General features: G+C 69.1%; 24 protein-coding genes. 17 read left to right on the forward strand and 7 right to left on the reverse strand.

What is annotated here, in order from left to right; translation table 11 throughout:
- Positions 1-6: 6 nt before the first annotated feature.
- The 4 genes from AXK61_RS14925 to AXK61_RS14940 all read right to left on the reverse strand — a co-directional run bounded on the left by AXK61_RS14925 (position 7) and on the right by AXK61_RS14940 (position 5,016).
- Positions 7-1,449, reverse strand: a complete 1,443-nt coding sequence (locus AXK61_RS14925; protein WP_068746112.1) for an MFS transporter — start codon at positions 1,447-1,449, stop codon at positions 7-9.
- 70 nt (positions 1,450-1,519) lie between these two features.
- A complete protein-coding gene (locus tag AXK61_RS14930; protein WP_414930002.1) occupies positions 1,520-3,751 on the reverse strand; it encodes a heavy metal translocating P-type ATPase in 2,232 nt (743 codons plus the stop codon).
- An 81-nt stretch (positions 3,752-3,832) separates the two neighbouring features.
- The gene (locus tag AXK61_RS14935) at positions 3,833-4,807 is read right to left on the reverse strand and encodes a heavy metal-binding domain-containing protein (RefSeq protein ID WP_068746078.1); all 975 of its coding nucleotides are present in this window, start codon (positions 4,805-4,807) and stop codon (positions 3,833-3,835) included.
- Positions 4,804-5,016 carry a heavy-metal-associated domain-containing protein gene (locus AXK61_RS14940; RefSeq protein ID WP_068746081.1) on the reverse strand — a complete coding sequence of 71 codons (213 nt, stop codon included), beginning with the start codon at positions 5,014-5,016 and terminating at the stop codon, positions 4,804-4,806. Before AXK61_RS14940 ends, AXK61_RS14935 begins: the two co-directional genes overlap by 4 nt.
- A 232-nt stretch (positions 5,017-5,248) precedes the next feature.
- Here AXK61_RS14940 and AXK61_RS14945 point away from each other — a divergent pair, with 232 nt between their 5' ends.
- From AXK61_RS14945 to AXK61_RS14965, 5 genes are all read left to right on the forward strand, one after another.
- Positions 5,249-5,518 carry a YHS domain-containing protein gene (locus tag AXK61_RS14945; RefSeq protein WP_068746082.1) on the forward strand — a complete coding sequence of 90 codons (270 nt, stop codon included), beginning with the start codon at positions 5,249-5,251 and terminating at the stop codon, positions 5,516-5,518.
- On the forward strand, positions 5,515-5,904 hold the full coding sequence (locus AXK61_RS14950; protein ID WP_082789363.1) for a metal-sensitive transcriptional regulator: 390 nt from the start codon (positions 5,515-5,517) through the stop codon (positions 5,902-5,904). The genes AXK61_RS14945 and AXK61_RS14950 overlap by 4 nt, the downstream gene beginning before the upstream one ends.
- 41 nt (positions 5,905-5,945) lie before the next feature.
- Positions 5,946-6,761 carry a hypothetical protein gene (locus tag AXK61_RS14955; protein ID WP_068746084.1) on the forward strand — a complete coding sequence of 272 codons (816 nt, stop codon included), beginning with the start codon at positions 5,946-5,948 and terminating at the stop codon, positions 6,759-6,761.
- Positions 6,762-6,797: 36 nt separating this feature from the next.
- Positions 6,798-8,129 (forward strand): MFS transporter, encoded by a 1,332-nt coding sequence (locus AXK61_RS14960; protein ID WP_068746088.1) that lies wholly within the window; start codon positions 6,798-6,800, stop codon positions 8,127-8,129.
- Between the two features lie 90 nt (positions 8,130-8,219).
- Positions 8,220-8,687 (forward strand): hypothetical protein, encoded by a 468-nt coding sequence (locus AXK61_RS14965; RefSeq protein WP_156485679.1) that lies wholly within the window; start codon positions 8,220-8,222, stop codon positions 8,685-8,687.
- 18 nt (positions 8,688-8,705) lie between these two features.
- Here AXK61_RS14965 and AXK61_RS14970 read toward each other — a convergent pair whose 3' ends face one another.
- Positions 8,706-9,035 carry a hypothetical protein gene (locus tag AXK61_RS14970; protein ID WP_068746091.1) on the reverse strand — a complete coding sequence of 110 codons (330 nt, stop codon included), beginning with the start codon at positions 9,033-9,035 and terminating at the stop codon, positions 8,706-8,708.
- 109 nt (positions 9,036-9,144) lie between these two features.
- Between AXK61_RS14970 and AXK61_RS14975 the strand changes: the two genes are divergently transcribed.
- Positions 9,145-9,552, forward strand: a complete 408-nt coding sequence (locus tag AXK61_RS14975) for a hypothetical protein (protein WP_068746092.1) — start codon at positions 9,145-9,147, stop codon at positions 9,550-9,552.
- 52 nt (positions 9,553-9,604) lie between these two features.
- Here AXK61_RS14975 and AXK61_RS14980 read toward each other — a convergent pair whose 3' ends face one another.
- On the reverse strand, positions 9,605-9,952 hold the full coding sequence (locus tag AXK61_RS14980; RefSeq protein WP_068746093.1) for a hypothetical protein: 348 nt from the start codon (positions 9,950-9,952) through the stop codon (positions 9,605-9,607).
- Between the two features lie 36 nt (positions 9,953-9,988).
- The gene (locus AXK61_RS14985) at positions 9,989-11,086 is read right to left on the reverse strand and encodes an ImmA/IrrE family metallo-endopeptidase (RefSeq protein WP_068746094.1); all 1,098 of its coding nucleotides are present in this window, start codon (positions 11,084-11,086) and stop codon (positions 9,989-9,991) included.
- Between the two features lie 278 nt (positions 11,087-11,364).
- Here AXK61_RS14985 and AXK61_RS14990 point away from each other — a divergent pair, with 278 nt between their 5' ends.
- The 11 genes from AXK61_RS14990 (at position 11,365) to AXK61_RS15040 (ending at position 22,039) form a co-directional block, all read left to right on the forward strand.
- Positions 11,365-12,066 (forward strand): hypothetical protein, encoded by a 702-nt coding sequence (locus AXK61_RS14990; protein ID WP_068746116.1) that lies wholly within the window; start codon positions 11,365-11,367, stop codon positions 12,064-12,066.
- A gap of 11 nt (positions 12,067-12,077) precedes the next feature.
- Positions 12,078-13,214: a tyrosine-type recombinase/integrase gene (locus tag AXK61_RS14995; RefSeq protein WP_231855560.1), complete on the forward strand. Its 1,137-nt coding sequence runs from the start codon at positions 12,078-12,080 to the stop codon at positions 13,212-13,214.
- Entirely contained in the window at positions 13,211-15,217 is a 2,007-nt protein-coding gene (locus AXK61_RS15000) for a tyrosine-type recombinase/integrase (protein ID WP_082789364.1), read from the forward strand. Before AXK61_RS14995 ends, AXK61_RS15000 begins: the two co-directional genes overlap by 4 nt.
- The gene (locus AXK61_RS15005) at positions 15,214-15,639 is read left to right on the forward strand and encodes a DUF6262 family protein (RefSeq protein WP_068746095.1); all 426 of its coding nucleotides are present in this window, start codon (positions 15,214-15,216) and stop codon (positions 15,637-15,639) included. The genes AXK61_RS15000 and AXK61_RS15005 overlap by 4 nt, the downstream gene beginning before the upstream one ends.
- Before the next feature lie 73 nt (positions 15,640-15,712).
- Positions 15,713-16,717: a DUF6414 family protein gene (locus tag AXK61_RS15010; protein ID WP_068746097.1), complete on the forward strand. Its 1,005-nt coding sequence runs from the start codon at positions 15,713-15,715 to the stop codon at positions 16,715-16,717.
- Positions 16,718-17,025: 308 nt separating this feature from the next.
- Complete coding sequence (locus AXK61_RS15015) at positions 17,026-17,511, forward strand: hypothetical protein (protein ID WP_068746098.1); 486 nt, start codon at positions 17,026-17,028, stop codon at positions 17,509-17,511.
- 16 nt (positions 17,512-17,527) lie between these two features.
- Positions 17,528-18,256, forward strand: a complete 729-nt coding sequence (locus AXK61_RS15020) for an ABC transporter ATP-binding protein (protein ID WP_068746100.1) — start codon at positions 17,528-17,530, stop codon at positions 18,254-18,256.
- The gene (locus AXK61_RS15025; protein ID WP_068746101.1) at positions 18,253-19,065 is read left to right on the forward strand and encodes an ABC transporter permease; all 813 of its coding nucleotides are present in this window, start codon (positions 18,253-18,255) and stop codon (positions 19,063-19,065) included. The genes AXK61_RS15020 and AXK61_RS15025 overlap by 4 nt, the downstream gene beginning before the upstream one ends.
- A 211-nt stretch (positions 19,066-19,276) precedes the next feature.
- Entirely contained in the window at positions 19,277-20,635 is a 1,359-nt protein-coding gene (locus AXK61_RS15030) for a hemolysin family protein (RefSeq protein ID WP_068746118.1), read from the forward strand.
- Entirely contained in the window at positions 20,628-21,623 is a 996-nt protein-coding gene (locus tag AXK61_RS15035; RefSeq protein ID WP_068746102.1) for a CNNM domain-containing protein, read from the forward strand. Before AXK61_RS15030 ends, AXK61_RS15035 begins: the two co-directional genes overlap by 8 nt.
- A gap of 200 nt (positions 21,624-21,823) precedes the next feature.
- Positions 21,824-22,039 carry a CbtB domain-containing protein gene (locus tag AXK61_RS15040; RefSeq protein WP_068746105.1) on the forward strand — a complete coding sequence of 72 codons (216 nt, stop codon included), beginning with the start codon at positions 21,824-21,826 and terminating at the stop codon, positions 22,037-22,039.

Here is a 22,039-nt window from a genome sequence, read left to right on the forward strand (position 1 = left end):
CTTGGTTCAGGTCGTAGTCACGTCTGTGTCCTTCGCCGGCTCAGCGGCTGGTGTGCGCCGCAGCGTGACCAGAGCTATGCCGGAGCCGACCAAAGCGATTGCGCCAGCGCCAAGGAAAGCGGCGGAGAATCCGTCAGTGAGTGCCTGCGCATTGCCGAGTTGATCGGCGCCGAACGCAGCGGCGATCGCGGTCATGGCGGCGAGCCCGAGCGCTGATCCGACCTGGTAACTGGTGTTGACGATGCCCGCGGCAAGACCGCCCTCCTCTGGGCGGGCAGACGAGATCGCGGTGCCCAGCGACGGGATGAAGGCCAATGACATGCCGAGTGCCGCGACCAGAGAGGCCGGCAGCACGTCGACCCAGAAGTTGCCGTCAGGACGGATCAGCGATAGCCATCCCATACCGATGGCGAGGATCAGCAGTCCGGCGACGATCGGGACCTTCGGCCCGAACGCACCCATGATCCGGGGCGCGAGCACGATCATGCCGAGCATGATCAGCGCGGTCATCGGCAGAAGCGCGGCGCCCGACGGGAACGCGGTGTAGTCGAGGACCTGCTGCAAGTAGAGGTTGAGGAAGAACCACATCGGGATCCACGCGCCGCCGAGCAGTATCTGGGCGAGGTTCGCCGCGCCCAGATTGGGAGTGCGGAAGATCGAGAGCCGCATGAGTGGTTCACGACTCACGGCCTGGGAGACCACGAACGCCACCAGCAGGGCCGCGGCTACGCCGAGAGCGATCCAGGTCTCGCCGGAGCCCCAGCCGACCTCGGGGGCACGGACGATGCCGTACACCGCGGCAGCGAGGCCGAGAGTGACGGTCAGCGCTCCGAAGATGTCTACTGAGCCACGGCCGCCCATCGCCCCGCCGGGCATCAGGGCCGGGGTGGCGATGAGAGCGACGGCGGCGATGGGGATGTTGATGAAGAAGACCCAGGGCCACGAGATGTACTCGGTGATCACGCCGCCCAGGAACACACCGGCGGTGCCACCGGCGGGGGCGGCTGCGCCGTAAAGCGCGAGAGCCTTGGTGAGTTCCTTCGGGTTCGCTCCGAAGATCATCATCAGCAATGTCAGCGCAGAGGGGGCGATCAATGCGGAGCCGGCGCCCTGGATGGCGCGGCCGGTCAGTTCGATGCCGACGTTGGTGGCGAGCCCGGCGACGAGTGAGCCGACGAGCAGGACGAGCCAACCGGTCGCGAACATCCGGCGGGCGCCGAACAGGTCGGACAACCTGCCGCCGAGCAGGAGTAGGCCGCCGAGGGCGATGACGTAGGCGTTGAACACCCACGACAGGTTGTGCTGGGTGAACCCGAGGTCGGCCTGCATCTGCGGCAGGGCCACGCCGATGATCGAGGTGTCCATGATGACCATGAACTGCGCGGTGGCGATCAAGGCGAGTGCCCACCAACGGGTGGTGCCTCCTCGTGTTGTGCTTTCGGTACTCATCATGTACTCCATTCCGGTAGGGGGTATGTGCCCGGCCGGAGGCCGGTGGCGGTTCTACTGTGTGTGGGATTCAGTCGGTGGAGATGCTGCGGAATCCGCGGAGCCGCAGGCTGTTTCCGACGACGAAGACGCTGGAGAGGGCCATCGCTGCGCCGGCGAGCATCGGGTTGAGCATGCCCGCCGCGGCGACAGGGATCGCTGCGGTGTTGTAGGCGAAGGCCCAGAACAGGTTGGTCTTGATCGTGCTCAGGGTCTTGCGGGACAGGCGGATCGCGTCGACTGCGCTGCGCAGGTCGCCGCGGACGAGGGTGATGTCGGATGCTTCGATCGCGACGTCGGTGCCGGTGCCCATGGCCAGGCCGAGGTCGGCCTGCGCGAGGGCCGGGGCGTCGTTGACGCCGTCGCCGACCATCGCCACGACCTTGCCCTGCTCCTGCAGCCGTGTGACGACAGCGACCTTGTCCTGTGGCATGACCTCGGCGATCACCTCGTCGATGCCGATCTCTGCCCCGATCTGCTGGGCGACGGCGGTGTTGTCGCCGGTGAGCAGCACGGGCGTCAGGCCCAGGGCTCGCAGTTCGTGGATGGCCTGTGCGCTGGTCGGTTTGACAGTGTCGGCCACCACGAGGACGCCCTTCGGGTGGCCGTCCCAGCTCACGGCGACGACGGTCTTTCCCTCCGCTTCCGCGCGGGCCTTACCCGCCGCGGTGTCCGCGCTCAGCGAGACCGCCCAGTCCGCCAGCAACGACTCGCGGCCGACGATCACGGCGTGGCCGTCGACGGCGCCCTGCACACCCTGACCCTCGATGTTCGCAAAGCCCTCCGGCGCCGGCAGTGCTCCGGTGGCTTCCGTCGCCGCGGTGGCAATGGCCTGCGCGATCGGGTGCTCAGAAGCGTTTTCCAGTGCGCCTGCCAGCCGCAGCAGTTCGTGCTCGTCCACGCCGTCCTCAGCGATCACCTCGACGAGCGTCATCTTGCCGGTGGTCACCGTCCCGGTCTTGTCCAGGACGATGGTGTCGACCTTGCGGGTGGACTCCAGCACCTCCGGCCCCTTGATCAGCACGCCCATCTGCGCGCCGCGGCCGGTGCCGACCAGCAGCGCGGTCGGGGTCGCCAGGCCCAGCGCGCACGGGCAGGCGATCACGAGGACCGCGACCGCCGCGGTGAATGCCGCCGCGATGGGGAAGCCGGCGCCGAGCCATCCGCCGAGGGTGATGATCGCGATCGCGATGACGATCGGCACGAACACCCCGGAGACGCGGTCGGCGAGGCGTTGGACCTCGGCCTTGCCGGTCTGCGCGTCCTCAACGAGTCGCGCCATCTGCGCCAGCTGGGTATCGGCGCCCACACGCGTGGCGCGCACCACCAGCCGGCCGCCCGAGTTCACTGTCGCTCCGGTGACCGTGTCACCGGCGGAGACTTCGACGGGCACCGATTCGCCGGTGAGCATCGAGGCGTCGATGGCTGAGGACCCGGCAGTCACGACGCCGTCAGTGGCGATCTTCTCGCCCGGGCGCACCACGAACTCGTCGCCGACCGCGAGGTCCGCGACGGGGATCCGCACCTCGGCTCCGTCGCGCATTACCGCCACGTCTTTGACGCCGAGTTCGAGCAGGGCGCGCAGCGCGGCGCCGGCCTGCCGCTTCGAGCGCTTCTCGAAGTACCGCCCGGCGAGGATGAACACCGTGACGCCCGCGCCCACCTCGAGGTAGATGTTCGCCGCACCGTCCGACGGTGCGATGGTGAACTCGAAGCCGTGCTTCATGCCGGGTGTGCCGGCGGTGCCGAGGAACAGTGCGTACAGCGACCACAGGAACGCTGTCAGGGTGCCCATCGAGATTAGCGTGTCCATCGTTGCGGTGCCGTGCTTGAGGTTCATCCACGCGGCGCGGTGGAACGGGAAGGCGCCCCACAGGATCACCGGCGCCGCCAGCACCAGGGATGCCCACTGCCAGTAGGTGAATTGCAGTGCAGGGGCCATCGCCATGGCGATCACCGGTACCGCCAGCACGGCCGAGCCAATCAGCCGCTGGCGCAGGGACGTCAGTTCCGGGTCCGATCCGCCGTCGCCGTCGGGATCGTCGCCGTTGCCCTCGCCCACCGTCCCAGCCCCGCCTGCGGGGGCCTGTGGCACGGTCGCCGAGTAGCCGGTCTGCTGCACCTCGTTGATTAGCTGCTGGGTGTCGTACGCCTCGGGCACATGGACTTTGGCCTTCTCGGTGGCGTAGTTGACCGTCGCCTCGACCCCGTCGAGACGATTGAGCTTGCGTTCGATCCGGTTGGCGCACGATGCGCAGGTCATCCCACCGATCGCCAGCTCGACGTCCTTACCGCCCGAAGGCGCTCTCACGCTCATATCTTTCCTCCGTGTGTCATTAGTGCTCTAGTGCCCGGATCCGTGCGACGGCGCAGCCCCCGCGTTGCCGCCCTGCTCATTCCGGCCCTGTCCGGCGTCGACGACGAACTGCGCGGTGCGCACTACGCCGTCGACCTGGAAGTCCAGGTAGAGCAGGTACCGGCCCACGGTGGGCACCTCGGCGGCGAACCCGATGTCCGGGCCGGATGTGGCGCCCGGGCGCGGCTCCTCGCCGGTGGCGTGCACGTGCAGGTAGGCGAGGTCGCCCTCGCGCAGCGCCACCAGGTGGCCGTACGCGCCGAGGTAGGGCTCGAGGCCCGTGACGGGTGCTCCGTTCCTGGTGATCGTCACCGTGAGGTCGCTCGATCCGCCGGAGGCGAGGTCGCCGCTCAGGGTGGCGGTGAACCCGTCCACCTGTGCGGTGCGGGTGGGCTCGCGCCGCTGGGCGACGGACGCGCCGTCGACCTGGACGGTCCGCGTCAGTGCGGTCGATCCCTTCGCGCCGGTTGCGGTGAAATCGGCGTAGACCCGATAGGTACCGGCCTCGGGCCAGGTGACGGGCACCGACCAGCGTCCGCTCGCGGCGTCGAGCGTGGGATGCAGGTGCTGATAGTGCGCGCCGTCGGCGCGCACGGCGATCAGATGCAGCTGCTTCTCATGCGCGACGTCGAACTCACGCACCGGCTCTCCCCGACGGTCGAGCACCGTGAAATCCACATTCCCGGCGACGTTCGGCACGGCCGGCGCCGTCACCGGCCCCAGGGTGTACCCGTCCGCGCTGAGCGAGACGCCCTTGATTGCGGCCGCGGCCGGGGCGGCGGTGTCGGCTGCGGTAGCGCTGCTGCCTGCTTGATGCTCCGACCCGGCGTGCGAGCTCGTGCTGCTTCGCTCCCAGCCGGCGACGACGGAATCGGGCACCACGGCGCCGGCGATGCCGTAGGCGCCGGCGAAAGCCACCACCAGCCCGGCCCCGTACGCGGCGAGCTTCTGCGCCGCGTTCATCGGTCACGCACCGCCGAATAGCCGGCCTCCTCGACCGCCGCGAGGACCCGGGCGTCGTCGATGTCCTGCGCCCCGGTCACCCGCAGCCGTCCGGTCTGCGCGCTCACCTCGATCGATTCGACACCGTCGATCAGGCTGACCTCCTCGCGGATCGACATCTCGCAGTGTCCGCACGTCATGCCGCTCACCTGGTACTCGTTCGTGGTCATGTCGGTCTCCCTTCCCTGATGCATACCCCTGTGGGGTATCTGGCCCTTTCAGGGATAGCATACCCATGGGGGGTATGTCTAGAGCGTCGGAGAGATCGGAGGGGAACCGCGCTCGGTCAGAACCAAGGGTTGACACCGATACCCCCAGGGGGTATATATCTAGGTACCCCGATGGGGTATCGGAATCCGGTTCGACCGTCGAACCCCGACCACGAGAGAAGTGAGGTTTCCCATGACCGAAAACGCACCGCGCCAGTCCTGCTGCGGCCACGCCGGCGACGCCGCTGAGCCGTTGGAGCTGTTGCAGAGCGCCCCTGCGGCCGGTAGCGAGGAGATGGCCGAATGCCCCGTGATGGCCGGTACCACCGTGCACAAGGCCACCGCGGTCAGCAAGGGCCTGTACCGGGACTTCGAGGGCACCCGCTACTACCTGTGCTGCGCCGGATGCGGTCCGCGATTTGACGCCGACCCCAACAAGTACGCCACGGCGGCGTCGGCATGAGCGCCGTGTCCGCAGACAACGTGCTCGTCCAGCCGGAGTGCGCAGCGGCCGGATCCGCGCTGGGCGCACCGGCGCCCGCGGCGTCGGAGGTCTGCTGCCAGTCGCAGCACGGGTATCTGACCGACAAGAGCCGATACCTGGCGCGAGCCAAACGGATCGAGGGTCAGGCCCGCGGAATCGGGCGCATGATCGACGAGGACCAGTACTGCATCGACATCCTCACCCAGATCAGCGCCGCGACCAGTGCCCTACAGGGGCTGGCGCTCGCGCTGCTCGATGACCACATCCGCCACTGCGTAGTGCAAGCCGCGCAGTCGGATCCAAACGAACTGACCACCAAACTCGACGAGGCGACCGCGGCGATCGCCCGCCTGGTCCGCACCTGACCAGACGAGCAGCGCCGGCCCGAACTCCCAAGGAGCACACCATGGACCACAGCGCACATGCAGGACACCCCGCCCCCGCGATCCCGCAAGGGTTGCAGGTGGCCGAGCAGGGCTACCGGATAACCCCGCCCTTCCACACCGCGGACGCGGGCACGAGCCGGATCGAATTCACCATCGTCGGCCCCGACGGGACGCCCGTGACCGACTTCGACGAGCGGCACGACAAGCGCCTGCACTTCATCGCAGCGCAGCGCGACACCAGCGTGTTCCACCACCTGCACCCGAGGATGGACGCGGCCGGCCTGTGGTCGGTAGAGGTGGACCTGACCCCGGGCGTATGGCGGCTGTCCGCGGACTTCGCGCCCACCGGCGCCGATACCGCGCTCACGCTCGGCGCCGACCTCGCGGTACCCGGCGACTTCCGCCCCCGTCCGCTTCCCGAGCCCAGCGCCACCTCGACGATCGACGACTACACGGTCACCCTCGCCGGGGACCTCGCGGCCGGCCGCGGCACCGAACTGCGCGCCACCGTCACCCGCGCCGGGGTGCCCGTCACCGACCTGCAGCCCTACCTCGCCGCCTACGGCCACCTCGTGGCGCTGCGCGCCGGCGACCTCGCGTACCTGCACATCCACCCCGAGGGCGACCCAGCCGACCCGACCACCCCGGCCGGGCCCGACATCCGCTTCCACGCTGTGGCTCCGTCGGCGGGAACATACCGATTGTTCCTCGACTTCCGGCACGGCGGGACGGTGCGCACCGCCGACTTCACCCTCACCGTCGACGACACGCCCACCGAGCACACCGCTGCGCCCCCCGCCCCGCACCACGCGGGACACGGCCACCACCACCACTGAGATCGAACGCGAATCCACTACCCGTCAGGAGCCATCGTGGGGCCCTTCTCCCATCGCGACTTCCGGCTGCTCTTCAGCGCGCAGATCGTCGCACTGCTCGGCACGGGACTGACCACCGTCGCACTCGGCCTGCTCGCCTACGACATCGCCGGCTCGTCGGCCGCGGTCGTTCTCGGCACCGCCCTGACCATCAAAATGGTGCTGTACGTGGTGATCGCACCGATCGCCGCCGCCTACGTGGACCGGTTGCCCCGCCGAGCGTTCCTGGTCTCGCTCGACATCCTGCGGGCGGCGATCGTGCTCGCGTTGCCGTTCGTGACGCAGGTGTGGCAGATCTACCTGCTCATCGGTGCCCTGCAGGCGGCTTCGGCGGCGTTCACGCCGACCTTCCAGGCGGTGATCCCCGACATCATCACCGACGAACGGCAGTACACCACCGCCCTGTCGGCGTCCCAGGTCGCATACACGATGGAGAGCCTGGCCAGCCCCGTCGTGGCCGCGCTCGCGCTCCTGGTGATCGAGTTCAACGTGCTCTTCCTCGGCACCGCCGCCGGATTCGTGATCTCAGCCGCGCTGGTGCTCCGCGCCGCCGTCCCCGACGCCCGCCGCGCGGCCACCGCCGGCGGCCCGGCTGAGCGGATCCTCGCCGGAGCCAGGATCTTCACCAGTACCCCCAGCCTGCGCGGGGTGCTGGCGGTGAACTTCGCCGTCGCCGCAACCGGTTCGATCGTCGTGGTCAACACCGTCAACTACGTCCGGGACCGGCTCGGCGGCACCGAATCGGATGTCGCCTGGATGCTCGCCGCCTCAGGCGGCGGCACCCTGGTAATGGCGCTCGCAGTTCCGCGGCTACTGGACCGATTCACCGAGCGGACGGTCATGCTCACCGGCGCAGCGCTTCTCACCGCCGCCGCCATCGGCGCGGTAGCCATGGCCTCAGCCGACCGCACCTCGTGGGCAGTGACCGCTACGGTGTGGCTGGCCAGCGGCGCCGGCTCGGCGATGGCCATCACACCGACCGGCAAAGTGCTCCGCGCGGCCGCAGCCCCCAGCGAGGTGGCCGCCGTGTTCGCCGCCCAATTCTCACTCTCGCACCTGGCCTGGCTACTGGCCTACCCGATCTCAGGCTGGGGCGCCAACCGCTTCGGGCTCGTCCCCGCCTGGGCGCTCCTGGCCTTGATCGCCGGTGCGGGGGCAGTCCTGGCCCCGCTACTGTGGCGGCGCACCCCGCCCACCGTTGCAGGCGACGACACTGCGGCAGGCACCGCGCCCAACCCACTCGAGCCCGGCAGCCCCGCCTGGCGGCACACCGCCGCCGCCGGCGGCACCCTCACCGAATGCCAATGCACCTGCACCCAGGCGGCGTGACCGCGCGGCGCCCGCGCCTGGGCGAACCGCATCGTCCACGCCACGGCAGTTGGCCGGGACGTGGTTCTTATCGACCACCGCCGGTGATCGATGAGCCACGGGTACCGTCTGCGCATTGCGGGCGGCTCGGCCCGGCACAAGGAGACGTGCGACGGACGGGCTGGCAGGCTCAAGAGCATGGCAGATGATCTGACGGACGACGCCCTCGCTGGTGTCCGTGCCCGCTTCTTTCCTGGGGCCTACCCGACGCTCGACATCAGGCCCGGCTGGTATTCGATCGTCATCGACCTCGACCAGGCGCTCGCGGCGATCGACCCCGATTACCAGCTGGTGCAGGTCAAGGAGAAATTCGGTGGCCTGCGGTACTACATCGAATTCGAGCCCGACAGGCCCCGGCCGGGTTTCGATGACCTCATCCGCGCGGCCGAACAGCGCTCGGAACGCACCTGCGAGGAATGCGGCAGCGATGGTGCCCTGGCGCACCGCGGCAGTTGGGCCCGGACACTGTGTGCCGCGGACGCCGCGGCGAGCGGTTTCGTTCCCGACGCATCCGAGTAGGGCGGCCGAACCCGTCATTTAGTGATCGGCGGCAATGATCCGCTCGAGAGGCAGCGTCATTTCGTGATCGCTGAACGTGAGCGTGATGCCGATGTCCCGGATCCCAGCGGCTGTCAGGTGTCGCTGTAGCGCCCGCAGAACCTCGGCGACGGCTGGCGTGCCCGCTGCGGCTGCTGCCGCGGCCGCGGCCCCGTCGAGCACCTGGGCCGCGTCGCGGTAGCGGCGGTCCATCTGATCCATCTCGGCGATGATGGCATCGGCCTGTTGCCGCCGGCCTGGATCGGGCAGGATCCGGGTCAGACGCTCATTGCCGGACACGAACTGCACCGCACCGTCCTGGTTCGCCATAGCTGCCAGTATCCCACTCCCAGGCCTGCCCGGTCCGGCCCGATTCCGGTGGTGGCTGCCTGGCCTCGTGAGTGGACAAGCCCGCCGCCGGCCACGGATCATCAGCACTGTGAACGACGCAGCCGATGCCGAGGACGCGGAGTCCGTGCTCGATGATGTGGTCGGGCCCTTCTATGACGCCGAGGGCGTCGTGCGGTATCTGGCGCTGTGCGAAGGCGAACTCGCTGAGCGGATCGCGACGAATGGGGTCATCTGGGCAGCGCTCGCGAACGGCACGCCCGTGTTTCCCGCCTGGCAGTTCGACGATGACGAGCGTGTCCGCAGTGGGCTGTTGCGGGTGTGGCAGACCCTGCGGAGAGGGGCTGATCCCTGGACTGCGGCGCTCTGGATGTGCGTGCCGGCACCCGATCTCGGCGGACTGACGGCGGCCGGGTACCTCGCCGAGGATGCCTCGGACGTTCGGCTGGAATACGTGACGATGCTCGCTGACCTCGATAGCGAGCGGTGGCTGCAGTAGGCCACGACCAGCGCACCGGGCGCCGCGATCGAGTGGCCCGGCCGCGAATCAGTCAGCCTTTGCTGCCCGGGGGCTGGGTGAGGCCTTCTTCATGGGCGCGTCGCCACGCTTCCGCCAAGTTCTTGGCGCGGGATCGCTCGCGGACTTCGCCGAGGAAGGCGCTTCTGGTCTCGCGGCCGGGTTCGCTTGCTTGCCACCGTAGCTCGGCATAGATGCGCCGGTAGCGGGGCTGCAGAGCGACCCGGCCGAGGGCACCGTTGGCGCCGTCGACGATGACGACGCGGCGTTCACGGCCACCGGCTGCGTGGTCCTGATCGATGGTGTGCGCCGGCTTCTTCGATCCCGGCGGTGTGCGCCACTGCTCGTCGCGGACCGTGGTCGGATTGCGCTTGGTCCCCATCTGCGCCCCAGAGGATCAGGTCCGTAGCGATTCGGGTCAGACCATGCTCAGGTGGCGTGGTGCCCGTGTCGGATCCGCAGTGCCGAAGAGCGCGGCACGCTGCGCCCCAGTCAGAAGCGTGATGTCGTCGAGCTCGGCGGTGGGGTAGCCGGCCTCATCGAGCTGCTCGAGGATATCTGCGACCAGGCGGGGCTTGTCGGCGTCGACGCCGGCGCGGTGCCCGTGGACGCGGCCGGTCTCATTGAGGAACCGGAACATCGACCGGTACTGGTAGTCGGTGAAGACGCCGCGGTCGCGGGCCCGCACCACCAGGGAGGATTCACTGACGCCCCAGGTCATGCGGAGCTCGTCCAGCTCGTGCACGGTCCGCACTGACACTCGGTCAAGGGCCGGGCCGATGTCGTCGATCGGTGCTAGGAACTCCGCGGCGAAGGCCGTCGCGCGGCGTTCGACCTCGACGGGGCTGACCAAGGTCATCGCGTCCATCACCAGGTGCCCCAGTTCGTGTGCGAGGGTCATCCGCATCCGGTCCGCCGGCAGCGCCGCGTTGACGTACACCACATGCGGATGGTGCTCGGTGGCACGCAGAGTGACCGCGTCGACCTCCCGGTCGGCGAAGTCCTCGGCGACGACGAATACGCCCGCGGCCTCGAGGACCTCGCTCATCGATTCGATGGGGCCCGCCAGCCGCCACAGCCGCCGCACCACCTGTGCCACGGTGATCTCACCGTCCTCAGCGGCGTAGTCTGACGGATCGAGCTGCGGCAAAGGGTATTTCGGGTTGACATCGGTGTACTTAGCCAGGCGGCCGATCCGCAGCGCCACCACGTTCGCCCGCGCCCAGATCCGGTCGCGCTTCCACTCGGCCGCGCTGGCGTTGGCCCGGAAATGAGTGCCCTCCGCAGGAGTGCGGCTAAACGGCACACACAACAGCTCCGTAGGGCAGGACAGCGCTGCGGCGTAGTCAGCCAGGGCCTTGCCGGCCAATGGAATCCGGCTGGCCTCGACCCGGCTGACGTGCGAGGAATGCACCCCGGCTTCTTCGGCGAGGCGCTTCTTCGACCAGCCGCACGAGAGCCGGACCAGTTCCACCATCACACTGTTCGCCTCGGCATACGGGTTCGGTGCCACCACAGATTCGCCTCCACATCCGTTCCCGGTGCTCCTGGTCTCCGACCCTAACTCCGACCGGCGACAAAACCGCGCAGAAACACCGTGTGATCTGCGTCTTCCTGCTCAGCCGCACTCCCACGCTCTGCGACGGATGAGGCTGATGTGACGAAAGCCGCAGCGTACACACCGAAACGCCAGGCAAATCGGCGTGCCGAACTCCGGCGTGTCGCGCCGGGCATACCTTACCACGGTCTGCACGATTCTGTGCAGATATTTCGGAGCGAATGGAGGAGGTAGCGATGAGCGAGATGATGGATGATCCCGAGCCGCTGGCGGTTCCGCTGACCCGCAAGCAGGCGCGTCGGATGCTGGGGCAGGTCAGCGTCGGGGTGGGCGCGATGCTGCTGTCGGCGGTCGATCACTGGAACACGCTCTCCGAGCTCAACTCCGCGCATCTGCGGACCGTGCTGCAGGTGCTGGGGCGCGGCTCGTACGTGGCGGCCCTTACGGCCGCCGGCACGGAGGTGTGGTTGAGCACCCACGGCGTGCACCCTCCGGGGCATACGGTGTGCAAGCAGCAGTCGGTCTGGCCGGCGGTCGCCGCGCTCGGCAAGGCCTACATGGAGATTCACCACAATGAGGCCCAGCCGACCAACGAACGGCGGCAGGCGTTCTGTGCGCAGGACTCCGGCGCCCTGGGGTTGCCCGGCAACCCGACGCACTGCGAGCTGACGTGGGAGTACGACCTGCGGACGGACAAGTACGTCAAGCACATCTGGGTGAGCGCACCCAGGGTGGACTGGGAGCGTTTCGAGGTGCCGATGGCCGCGGTGCAGGCCCAGTACGCGACCTGGAGTAAGCGCAACATGGTGTGGCTGCCGGGGGCGCTCCCAGTGGCTGCAGATGTAGCGGCAGAAGCGTTTCCCGCACGCGATGGTGCAGTGCGTCCCGACATCGTGGTGCGGCCCCGCCCGGGCGAGCAGACCGGGGACGCCAAGTGAGGGCGGTCCCGGTGACCGTGCACGGGCAGCCCTCCTGGACGGTCGTCGACACCACGGGCCTGCCGGTGACCGAGATCGAGCAGTTCCTGCACTGGCAGCGGGCGATCGACCGCTCCGCGAACACCGTGCGCTCGTACGCTCGGCACCTGAGCCTGTACTATCGCTGGCTCGCCGCGCGGGTGATCGACTGGGACGCGGTCACTTTTGACGGTCTCTGCGACTTCGTCGGCGTCCTGTCAGCGGGTCTGCCGCCGCTGGTTCCCCGCGACGGCGGAGGCCGCGCGCCGTCGACGGTCAAGGCGGTCAACGCCGCGGTCCGCGAGTTCTACGAGTTCCACCGCGTGGAGGGCCGCGGCCCCACCGATCTGGTGTTGACCCGCAATCCGTCGCGGCTGCCGCGCCGCTCGCACAGCTTCCTCGCGCACATCGAAGCGCGGCAGCCCTCGGACGTGCCGCGGCTCGCTCGCGCTGGTCGCCCGGCGGCGGAGACGGTGCACGTGATCGACTTCGATACCGCGTTTTGCCGGCTTCTCGACGCGGCGTCGACCGACCGCGACCGGCTTCTGCTGTCGGCGATGTACGACCTGGGCCTACGGATTGGGCAAGCGCTGGGCCTACGCCACGGCGACCTCGACCCTATGCGCCGGCGCGTGCGGATCGTCCGGCGCGAGGACAACCTCAACGGTGCCCTGTCGAAACAGCGGGCCCAGTTCACCGTCGACGCGCCACGCCGCTTCTTCGACCTGTACGCCAGCTACCTCCTCGGTGAGATCGCCGACCTCGACAGCGATTACGTCTTCGTCAACCTCTCCCGGCACCCGATCGGCGCGCCATTGACGTACTCGAACGCCTACCAGCTCATCGAGCACATCGGTGCGAGCGCCGGAATCGACGATCTGCACCCGCACATGCTGCGCCACACCCACGCGACCGCCCTCGCCAAGGCGGGGTGGACAGCGCCCGAGATCGCCGGCCGCCTCGGCCAATCCCACCCCTCCAGCGCCGATGTCTACATCCACCTCGCCAGCGACGACCTCACCGACAAACTCCGCCGCACCGAGCACCTCGTCTGGCCCGACCGGCAGGACAACACCCCTTGCGGCAGACCGCACGGACGAGCGCCCCGCGACGGGAGGGCCCGGCGATGAACCGACGTGAACCCCACCGCTCCCCAGCCCCCGCGGCGCGGCCGGCGCTGGTCATCCCGGAGGGCCCGTGGTGCGCGAGCACTTGGCAGGTCATCGAACCTGCCGGAGACCGCCGCCGGGCCGCCGCACCCGCCGACCTGTGCTCGGTCGACGCGTGTGACGGGGAGCGCTACTGGCTCGGCGGCCCCGTCGTGGGAACCGCTGTGCGGCGGGGACTGTGCTACGCCCACTACTTCCAATGGTTCCGCGCCGGCCAGCCGACCGACTTCACCGCCTGGGCCGCCGTCGACGCCAAACCCGTCGGTCGGCCCCGCGGCCGCACCCGCACCCTCACCGTCGACTTCCGCACGCTCCCAGCGACCGCCGCCGACGAGATCCGGTTCGTCGTCGCCACAAAGATTCGCCGCGGCGACTGGACCCCCAACGCCAGCCTGCGGCGCTTCCTGATCGTGCTGATCGACACCGCCGCAACCCGCATCACGGGCTCGCTGACCGAACGCACCGCAGACGACTGGGTCCTGCTGTGCCGGCAGAGCTGGCCCCACACCGGCTGCTACGAGACCCTCTGCGCGTCGTACGTGCGCCGCTTCTTCCGGCTGCGGGAAGGTGCCACGGACCCGGACCCGTGGAGCGCGGATCACTGGCGCTGGCGCGACGGCTTCGAGTTCGTCCTCGACGCCACCCAGTCCGGCTCGACCCACACCGCCGTCGACTGGGCGACCGTGCCGGTCCCGTGGCTGCGGGCGGCCGTCAAAGACCTCGCCCGACGACAACTGACCACCGCGCACCTGTCCTGGGGCACCCTGACCCAATGGGTCCGCGCGATCCGCCAGCTCGGCCAGTACCTGACCCTCAACGGCGAGATCCCCGATCCAGCGGCGGTGACCCGGCCGGTGTTCCTCGACTACCTCGCCTGGGCCCGCAGGCCCGACACCCCCGCCGATCCTCGGCTCGCGAACACCGCCGCCTACCTCCTGGAAACCCTGCACGACACCCAGATCGTTCCCGACCTCGGATCCGCCGTGTTCCTGCGACGCGGTGAGAACACCCACCGCAAGTCCCGCCGACCGCGGCCCTTCCCACCGGACGTCATCGAACGCGTCGACACCCTCATCGTCGACAACCCCGCCACCGACCCGACCCTGCGCGCCATGATCGCCACCACCCGATGGGCCGGCTGCCGGATCTCCGAGCTCGTCGCCCTGCCGATCGACTGCGTGCACCACAGCGACGCCGGCCACTGGATCGAATACTGGATGCCGAAAACCCGCTCCTGGCGCAGATTCCCCATCCCCGACAGCCTCGCCACGGTCATCCTCGACCAACAGGCCCGAGTGCGCGAAATCTACGGCACCGACGCCGAGCACCTGTTCCCCGGCGCCCGCTCGAGCGCCACAGCCGGCCGCACCCAGCCCTGGTCCGCCAGCGGCCTGCGGCACCGTCTGGCGAATCTGTTCACCGAACACGGCATCACCATCTCGACGACCACCGGGGAACCGATTTCCGGTGGCGATGTCCACCGCTTCCGGCACACCATCGCGACCACTCTGCTCAACAACGGATGGACCCAGCAAGAGGTCCGGGACTTCCTCGGCCACCAGAGCGACACCATGACTTCCACCTACGCCCGCATCACCGACGACACCCTCGCACGCAAGGCCCGCGAATTCTGGGACGCCGCAAGCAGTGGTGCCGATAGCCACCCCGATGTCGAACGGCTTCGCGCTCGCCTGGTCGCCGCCTTGCCCAACGGCTTCTGCACCCTCCCCGCCGCACAGCGCTGCGAATTCCGCCCCAACCCTTGCCTGGATTGCTCCTTCCACGAACCCGGCGGACCAACCTACCTCGGCAGCCACATCGCCCACCGCGACCAACTCCGACGCCTCACCGACGCCGCCACCGAGCGCGGCGACACCGAGGTCGCCGAGCTCAACGCGACCATGCTCGACAAGGTCACCAAGCTCATCGACGAGATCGGCCCCACCGAGCAGGATCAGCTGTGACCGCCACCGACCGTGCTGCCCGCACCGCCCGGCTCACCGCGGCCGCACGGGTCCGCAGCGCCGACACTGAAGCCCGAGCCCGGCGTGCGATCGCGCGCCTACACAACAGCGGGCGGCCCATCACCTTCACTGCGATCGCGCAGGCCGCCGGTGTCTCCACGAGCTTCCTCTACCAACATCGCGAGCTCCGCGCAGACATCATCGGCCGCAGAAACAGCCACGCGCCGAACACGAAGGCCCAGACCGTCTCTCCGGCGACGATGGACTCCCTGCGCGCCAAGCTCACCGCCGCGACCGCGCGCAATCGTCAACTGGCAGAACACGTCGGGCAACTCACCGCAGAGAATCAGGCCCTGCGCAGCCGCCTGCTTGAGCCCCATACCCCGCGGCCCCATGCCCACCGGCCAGCGGAGCCGCCCTAGCATCTGACCGCGCAACAACCCATCGCTATTTCCCAGTACCCCAACATGATTTACCCGAAAGGATCCCACCACTATGGCCAAGAATCCATCGCAAGAGCGACCGACGCAGGCCCAGACGCCGCGCACCATCGTCTACCAGAACGCCGATTTCGTCTCGGCGATGCTGCAAGAGATGTACCAGGCCGGTCTCCTCCAGTCCGCGGAGAGCGATACTGCCGGGAAGAAGACGACGACCGGGAACAAACAGAAGAAGGCCAGCGCCGGGGCTGGCGCCGAAGGGTCCGCGCCGCTCCTCGCCAAGGCCACCGGCAGGCTCGACGGCGAATGGGTCCGCCAGCAGACCGAGGCCGACGAACGGTCGAGCGCCCAACGACAGAAGTTCGTGTACTCACAAGCGCACTACCTCGACGCCGTGCGACGCGGACTCGCCGAACGCGGACAGCTCTCCACCGATGCGTTCGCCGCCTCAGCCGGCGACATCGCGGAGTTCACCGCCGTCACGGTGCGCCCGAACGAGGTCAACGCCCTGCTCGACATCGCAACCCCAACGCTGGTCAGAGAGGTCACCCGCTTCGCCATCCGACACAGTAAACGCGCCGAGATCCAGGAAGCGTTCGATCAAGCCGAAGCCGCAGGCGTCGACATCGACGCAGGGAAGATCGCCGCGCAGCGCGCCATCCACGAACTCACTGCCTCCGACGCGGCCACCGTCGCCGAGGCAATTGCCGAAGCACTCCACGTCGACGCACGACGCACCGCCACCCGCGAGTACCACGCCACTGTCACCGACGACCGCAACGCCGTCCTCATATGCGACGCCGCACATTTCGTGACCGCAGACCCCGATCGGCTCCTCGACGGCCAATTCACCGTCCTCGGCAAGGTCATCAAGCCCTTGACTCCCAGCACACCGATCCTCGCCAACAACAAGCTACTGCGACGATTCCAACCAGAGGCAGTAGCCGACCTCCTCGGTACGTTCGGCGCCGACGAGGCCGCAGCCGAGTACTTCGATCTTTCCTTCGACACAGAGATCACGAACGCGATCACCGTCATGCCCATCGCGATCTACATCTGAACCGTCGGTCCTGTCGTGGAGTAGGTGCAGATAACCGCTCCACGACAGAGGGCACTCTGAGCAATTAGCACTGTCGCCCACGTCGTGGACAGCCAGTAGTCACCTAGAGATATCGAATCTCCTAGGCTCCACAACAGAACAACGTCGTCAGAGCCGGTATCCGATCCGTTCGGGTACCGGCTCTGATGCGTTTCCCGGTCGCCGGCGGGCCCCGACCGTTCGCGTGACATTCGACGCAATGATTAGGGTTGCTTTACCTATATTGCGGCGCTAGCGTAGGCCTTCGAAACTCATGAAGGAGACGCCCCATGCGTAAGTCATTCACGGCAGTCCTCGCCGGCACGGCCATCGCCGCAGCCGCTGCGACCACGGTCGTCGCGCCCGCCTCGGCCGACACCGGCGTCCGCGACACCTCCGCCGCGGACCTGTACGTGCGCGCGGACAAGCCCACCGCCGCGCAGTTCGAACGCCAGGCGGCCGCGTTCTGGAACCCCAACATCTCGATGGACCAGAAGGTCGCCGTCTCCGTGAACGGCGCGAAGGCGCGGCCCGAGCTCGAGAAGGTCATGGCCTACAACAAGGTCTACGACTTCCTCGGCGCCTCGGCCCGCACCACCGGACCGGCGAACGTCAACGGTTCCAAGGCCACCGTCGGGCTCAGTGCGATCGTGGTCGGCTTCCCCGCCAACGGCTACAAGTATTACTACACCCGCGAGGGCGGCCTGTGGAAGTTCGACTGGAAGGCCAACTGCGCGTCGATGGGCTGCACGGGCAACCCGAACTTCGGCTACTGACACCCCGCGGCATCGGATGATCCGACTGAACGGCGTCGCCAAACGACTGGGCGGCGCCGTCGCCGTGGACGGGCTGAGTTTCGAGGCCCCGAGCGGGGCCATCACCTACCTGCTCGGCCCCAACGGAGCAGGCAAATCCACGGTGATGCGCATGATCGCGGGTCTGGTCCGCCCCGACTCCGGCGAGATCCTCGTCGACGGTGCGAAGGCGGGCCGGCAGCGGCCGGGCGACCTCGGTATCGGGCTCGGTCCGTTCGCCCGGAACCCCGCCCATACCGCGCTCGGCCACCTGCGGTGGCAGGCCCGGCTGGGCGGACTCCCCGACGCCGCGGCGCAGCACGCCCTCGAACGCGTGGGGCTGGCCTCGGCGTCCCGACAGCGGGTCGGGGGATTCTCGCTGGGCATGGCGCAGCGGCTGTCGATCGCGTCCGCACTCCTGGGTGATCCGCCGACCCTGCTGCTCGATGAGCCGGCGACAGGCCTCGACGTGGACGGACTGCTCTGGCTGCGTCGTCTCCTCGAGGAGCTGAAGGCCGACGGTCGCACCGTTCTGATCGCCTCGCACGATCTGGCGGAGGTCGAGGAGACGGCGTCGAGGATCGTGATCCTCGGTCGCGGCCGGGTGCTGGCCGATGCGACCCGTGACGAAATCCTCTCGCGCGCCTCGGGCCCGCGGCCGCTCGAGTCCGTCTACCTCGAGTGCACCCGGGGCAGTGTCGAGTACTCCGTCGAGGAGGCGTCGTGACCGCCGGTTCCCCGTCGCTGAGCGGTCTCGTGCCCGGGTTGGTCGCGGCGGTGCGCAGCGAAGCGGCGAAGCTCAGCGGGCGGAGCCCGGCGATCGCCGCCGGGGTGCCGCTCGCGATCGCCGTCCCGCTCCTCGTGAACTACGTCATCGCGGAGGCGGTCGAGCGCAACAAGATCAACGGCGCCGGCGGGATGGACACCAGCAACGCCGCCTACTGGGTACTGGTGTTCTCCACGTACATCCTCGTGTCCGGCGTCGTCTACTCCACCGCGGGCGAGTTCGGCAACGGGACGATCGACCTGGTCTTCGCGCGCCAACCCCGGCGATGGTTCCTGCCCACCGCCAAGGTCGCGGTCTTCGGTGCTGTCGCGGCGGGGACGAGCGCCGTCACCGTCGCCGTGCTCATGGTCGGGTTCCCGCGCCTGTACCCCGATACCTGGGGGCGAGTGGAGCTGTTCTCCGGAGCGGGGATCCGGCTCTGGTGCGGCATCCCGCTGTACATGGTGCTGGTGACCATGCTCGGTGTAGGGCTGGCGACCCTGCTGCCCAAGCCGGGTCTTGTGCTGACGCTCCTGTTGCTCTGGCGATTCGGCGTCGAGACCTTCGTGACGTTCATCCGCGGCGACCTCGGACTCGTCGTGCAGCGCTGGTCGCCGTTCCGCAACGCCGACCTCGGCGTCGGGCAGCTGAGCACGATCACCAGCCCGTTCGGTGGTCCGAACGGATCGCTGGCGTACTTCGGGCTGGTCTGCGTCGTCGTTTTCGCGGCGGGGGTCTGGAAGATGGTGCGGGCGGACATCACCCGCTGATCGTCGACCCCCGAGCGGCGACATGACGACGCTCGGACGCCCCTCCGGACCCGCCCGACCTGCGACGATGCCGGATCATCGGTTTTGACTTACTCTTTACTCCATGGCGGGACGGACCCGCTGCCCCGACGCAGAGAGAATCGATGAGACGCGCCTCGCGCAAACGCCGAAGACTCCGCCCTGAGCCGCTGGACCGTCGGAGGTGTTGCAGGTGATCACGGTCCTGACGATCCTCGCGGGCGTCCTGGTGGTCCTGCTGATCACCGCGTTCACCGGCTACTTCGTGGCTCAGGAGTTCGCCTACATGGCCGTGGACCGGTCGCGGCTCAAGGCCCGCGCCGCGGCGGGTGACGAGGCCTCGGCCCGCGCCCTGCAGGTCACCAAGCGCACCTCGTTCATGCTCTCCGGAGCCCAGTTGGGTATCACCGTGACGGGCCTGCTGGTCGGCTACGTCGCGGAACCCCTCATCGGTCGCGGGCTCGGCACGCTGCTCGGCGGCGTCGGCGTCCCGACCGCGGTCGGCATCGCGATCGGCGCCCTGCTGGCGGTGGCCTTCTCCACCATCGTGCAGATGGTCTTCGGCGAGCTCTTCCCCAAGAACCTGGCCATCGCCCGGCCGGAGCCCGTGGCCCGCGCGCTCGCGCTGTCGACGACGCTGTACCTGACGGTGTTCGGTCGGCTCATCCGGTTCTTCGACCAGTCCTCGAACCTGCTGCTGCGCGCCGTGAGGATCGAGCCGGTGCACGACGTCGAGCACTCGGCCACCCCGCGCGACCTCGAGCACATCGTCGCCGCATCCCGCGACGCCGGCGACCTGCCGCGCGAGCTGTCGACGCTGCTCGATCGCATCCTCGACTTCCCCACGCACACGGCCGAGCACGCGATGATCCCCCGCGCGCTGGTCGGCACCGTGTCCGCGGACGAAACCGCGGCCGCAGTCCTCGACCGCATGGCCGACGGCCACACCCGCTACCCGGTGGTGGGTGCGAGCGCCGACGACCTCATCGGTGTCATCACCCTCCACGACCTGCTCGCCGACACCTCGGGCGACGCCCGTACGCGGTGCCGGCCCGCGGTGATCGTGCCGGGTTCGATGCCGCTGCCGGCGGTCGTCGCCCAGCTCGCGGCGGCGGGCCAGGAGATGGCGCTGGTCATCGACGAGTACGGCGGATTCGACGGTGTCGTCACCGTCGAGGACATCGCGGAGGAACTCGTCGGCGAGATCGACGACGAGCACGACGGCACCGACGCCGAGCCCCTCGCGGCCGACGGCGAGGGCTGGATCGCTCGCGGAGACCTGCACCTCGACGAGGTCGAACGCCTCCTCGAGGTGGAGCTCGAGTCCGGCGACCACGAGACCCTGGGCGGCGCCGTGACCGCCCGAATCGGGGCACTGCCCCGCGTCGGCGACATCGCGGACCTGCCTCTCGTCCCGGACCCCGCGGCAGTGCCGGGCTCCGGCCCGCGCCGTCGGCTCCGGGCGGAGGTGCGCACCGTCGAACGACGGGTGCCCGCCTCCGTGCACCTGACGATCCACGAGGAAGACGCGGCGGAGGTCGGACATGAGTAGCCCCTGGGTGATCGTGGCCGTCACGGTCGCGCTGATCGCGGCCAGTGCCTTCTTCGTGGCTGTCGAGTTCGCGCTGATCGCTGCGCGGCGCTACCGCCTCGAGGAGGAGGCACAGCACAGCGCGTCGGCCCGCGCGGCTCTGCGCAGCGCTTCCGAGCTGTCGGTGCTGCTGGCCGGCTCGCAGCTGGGCATCACGGTCTGCACGCTGGCGCTCGGCGCCATCACCAAGCCCGCCGTGGACGGCTGGCTCAAGGCCCCCCTCGCGGCGACGGGCATGCCCGCGGTGGTCGCGAGCGTGACCTCCTTCGTGCTCGCGCTGATCGTCGTGACCTTCCTGCACCTGGTGGTGGGTGAGATGGCCCCCAAGTCGTGGGCCATCGCGCACCCGGAACGGTCCGCGATCCTCCTGGCCCTGCCGATGCGGGCCTTCATGGTGGTGACGCGGCCGCTCCTGCTCGTGCTCAACGAGGCCGCCAACCGATGCCTGCGCCTCGTGGGTGTGACCCCGGTCAACGAGGTGGAGTCCGGGCAGGACCCCACCGCGCTGCGCCAGCTCGTCGAGCACTCGGCGGTCGTGGGCTCACTCGACGAGCGCTACTCCGGCCAGCTGACCAGCGCGCTGGAGCTCGAATCGCTGACCGTCGGCGACATCGCCGACTGGGGCGTCGCACCGTCGACGGTCCCGGGCGCCGCGACGCCCGCCCAGGTCCGGGCGGTCGCGGACGAGACCGGGCACCTGCGGCTCCTCGTGACCGACGGTGCCGACCTGGTCGGGGTCGTGCACGTCCGGGACTGCCTCAAGGCGGAAGCCGGCGCGACCGCCGAGTCGCTCCGGCGACCGGTCCTCGTGCTCGGGGGCGCGGAGCCCGCGTACGCCGCGCTCGCGACCATGCGCGAGTCGCGCACGCACCTCGCCGTCGTCGAGGACGACGGTGGGCGGGCCGTCGTCACGCTGTCCGATCTGCTGGGCCGGCTCATGCCGGCCTGAGCGGCCGGGTGAGCGGCGAGGGGTGAAGGGCGGCGCCGGGGTGGGCGCGGGGTTACACTGCGCGAGCCGGATGCGGAATCCCCGTCGGGAGCGGTCGCGCCACTGTGAAGCCAGACCCGCGCCGGTGACGGACCCGGAACGCCGGGCACCGTCGAACCGCCTAACCCGGGCGCGAAGCCCCCGGAAGAAGGAGTGCGCTCATGGCGAACGCATCCACGACCACCGCGCACGCCGGTGATCTTTCCCTGCACATCTCCCGCCGCGCGGTGTGGCTGTCGGCCACGCTGATCCTGGCCGTGCTCGTGTACTACTTCATCGGCATCGACCAGGGCGCCGTCTCGGTGTTCGGGAGCGACATGCACGTGCACGAGTTCTTCCACGACGCCCGGCATTTCCTGGGCTTCCCCTGCCACTGA

Origin of the sequence: Tsukamurella pseudospumae (assembly GCF_001575205.1) — a bacterium.
Classification (GTDB): Bacteria; Actinomycetota; Actinomycetes; order Mycobacteriales; family Mycobacteriaceae; genus Tsukamurella; species Tsukamurella pseudospumae.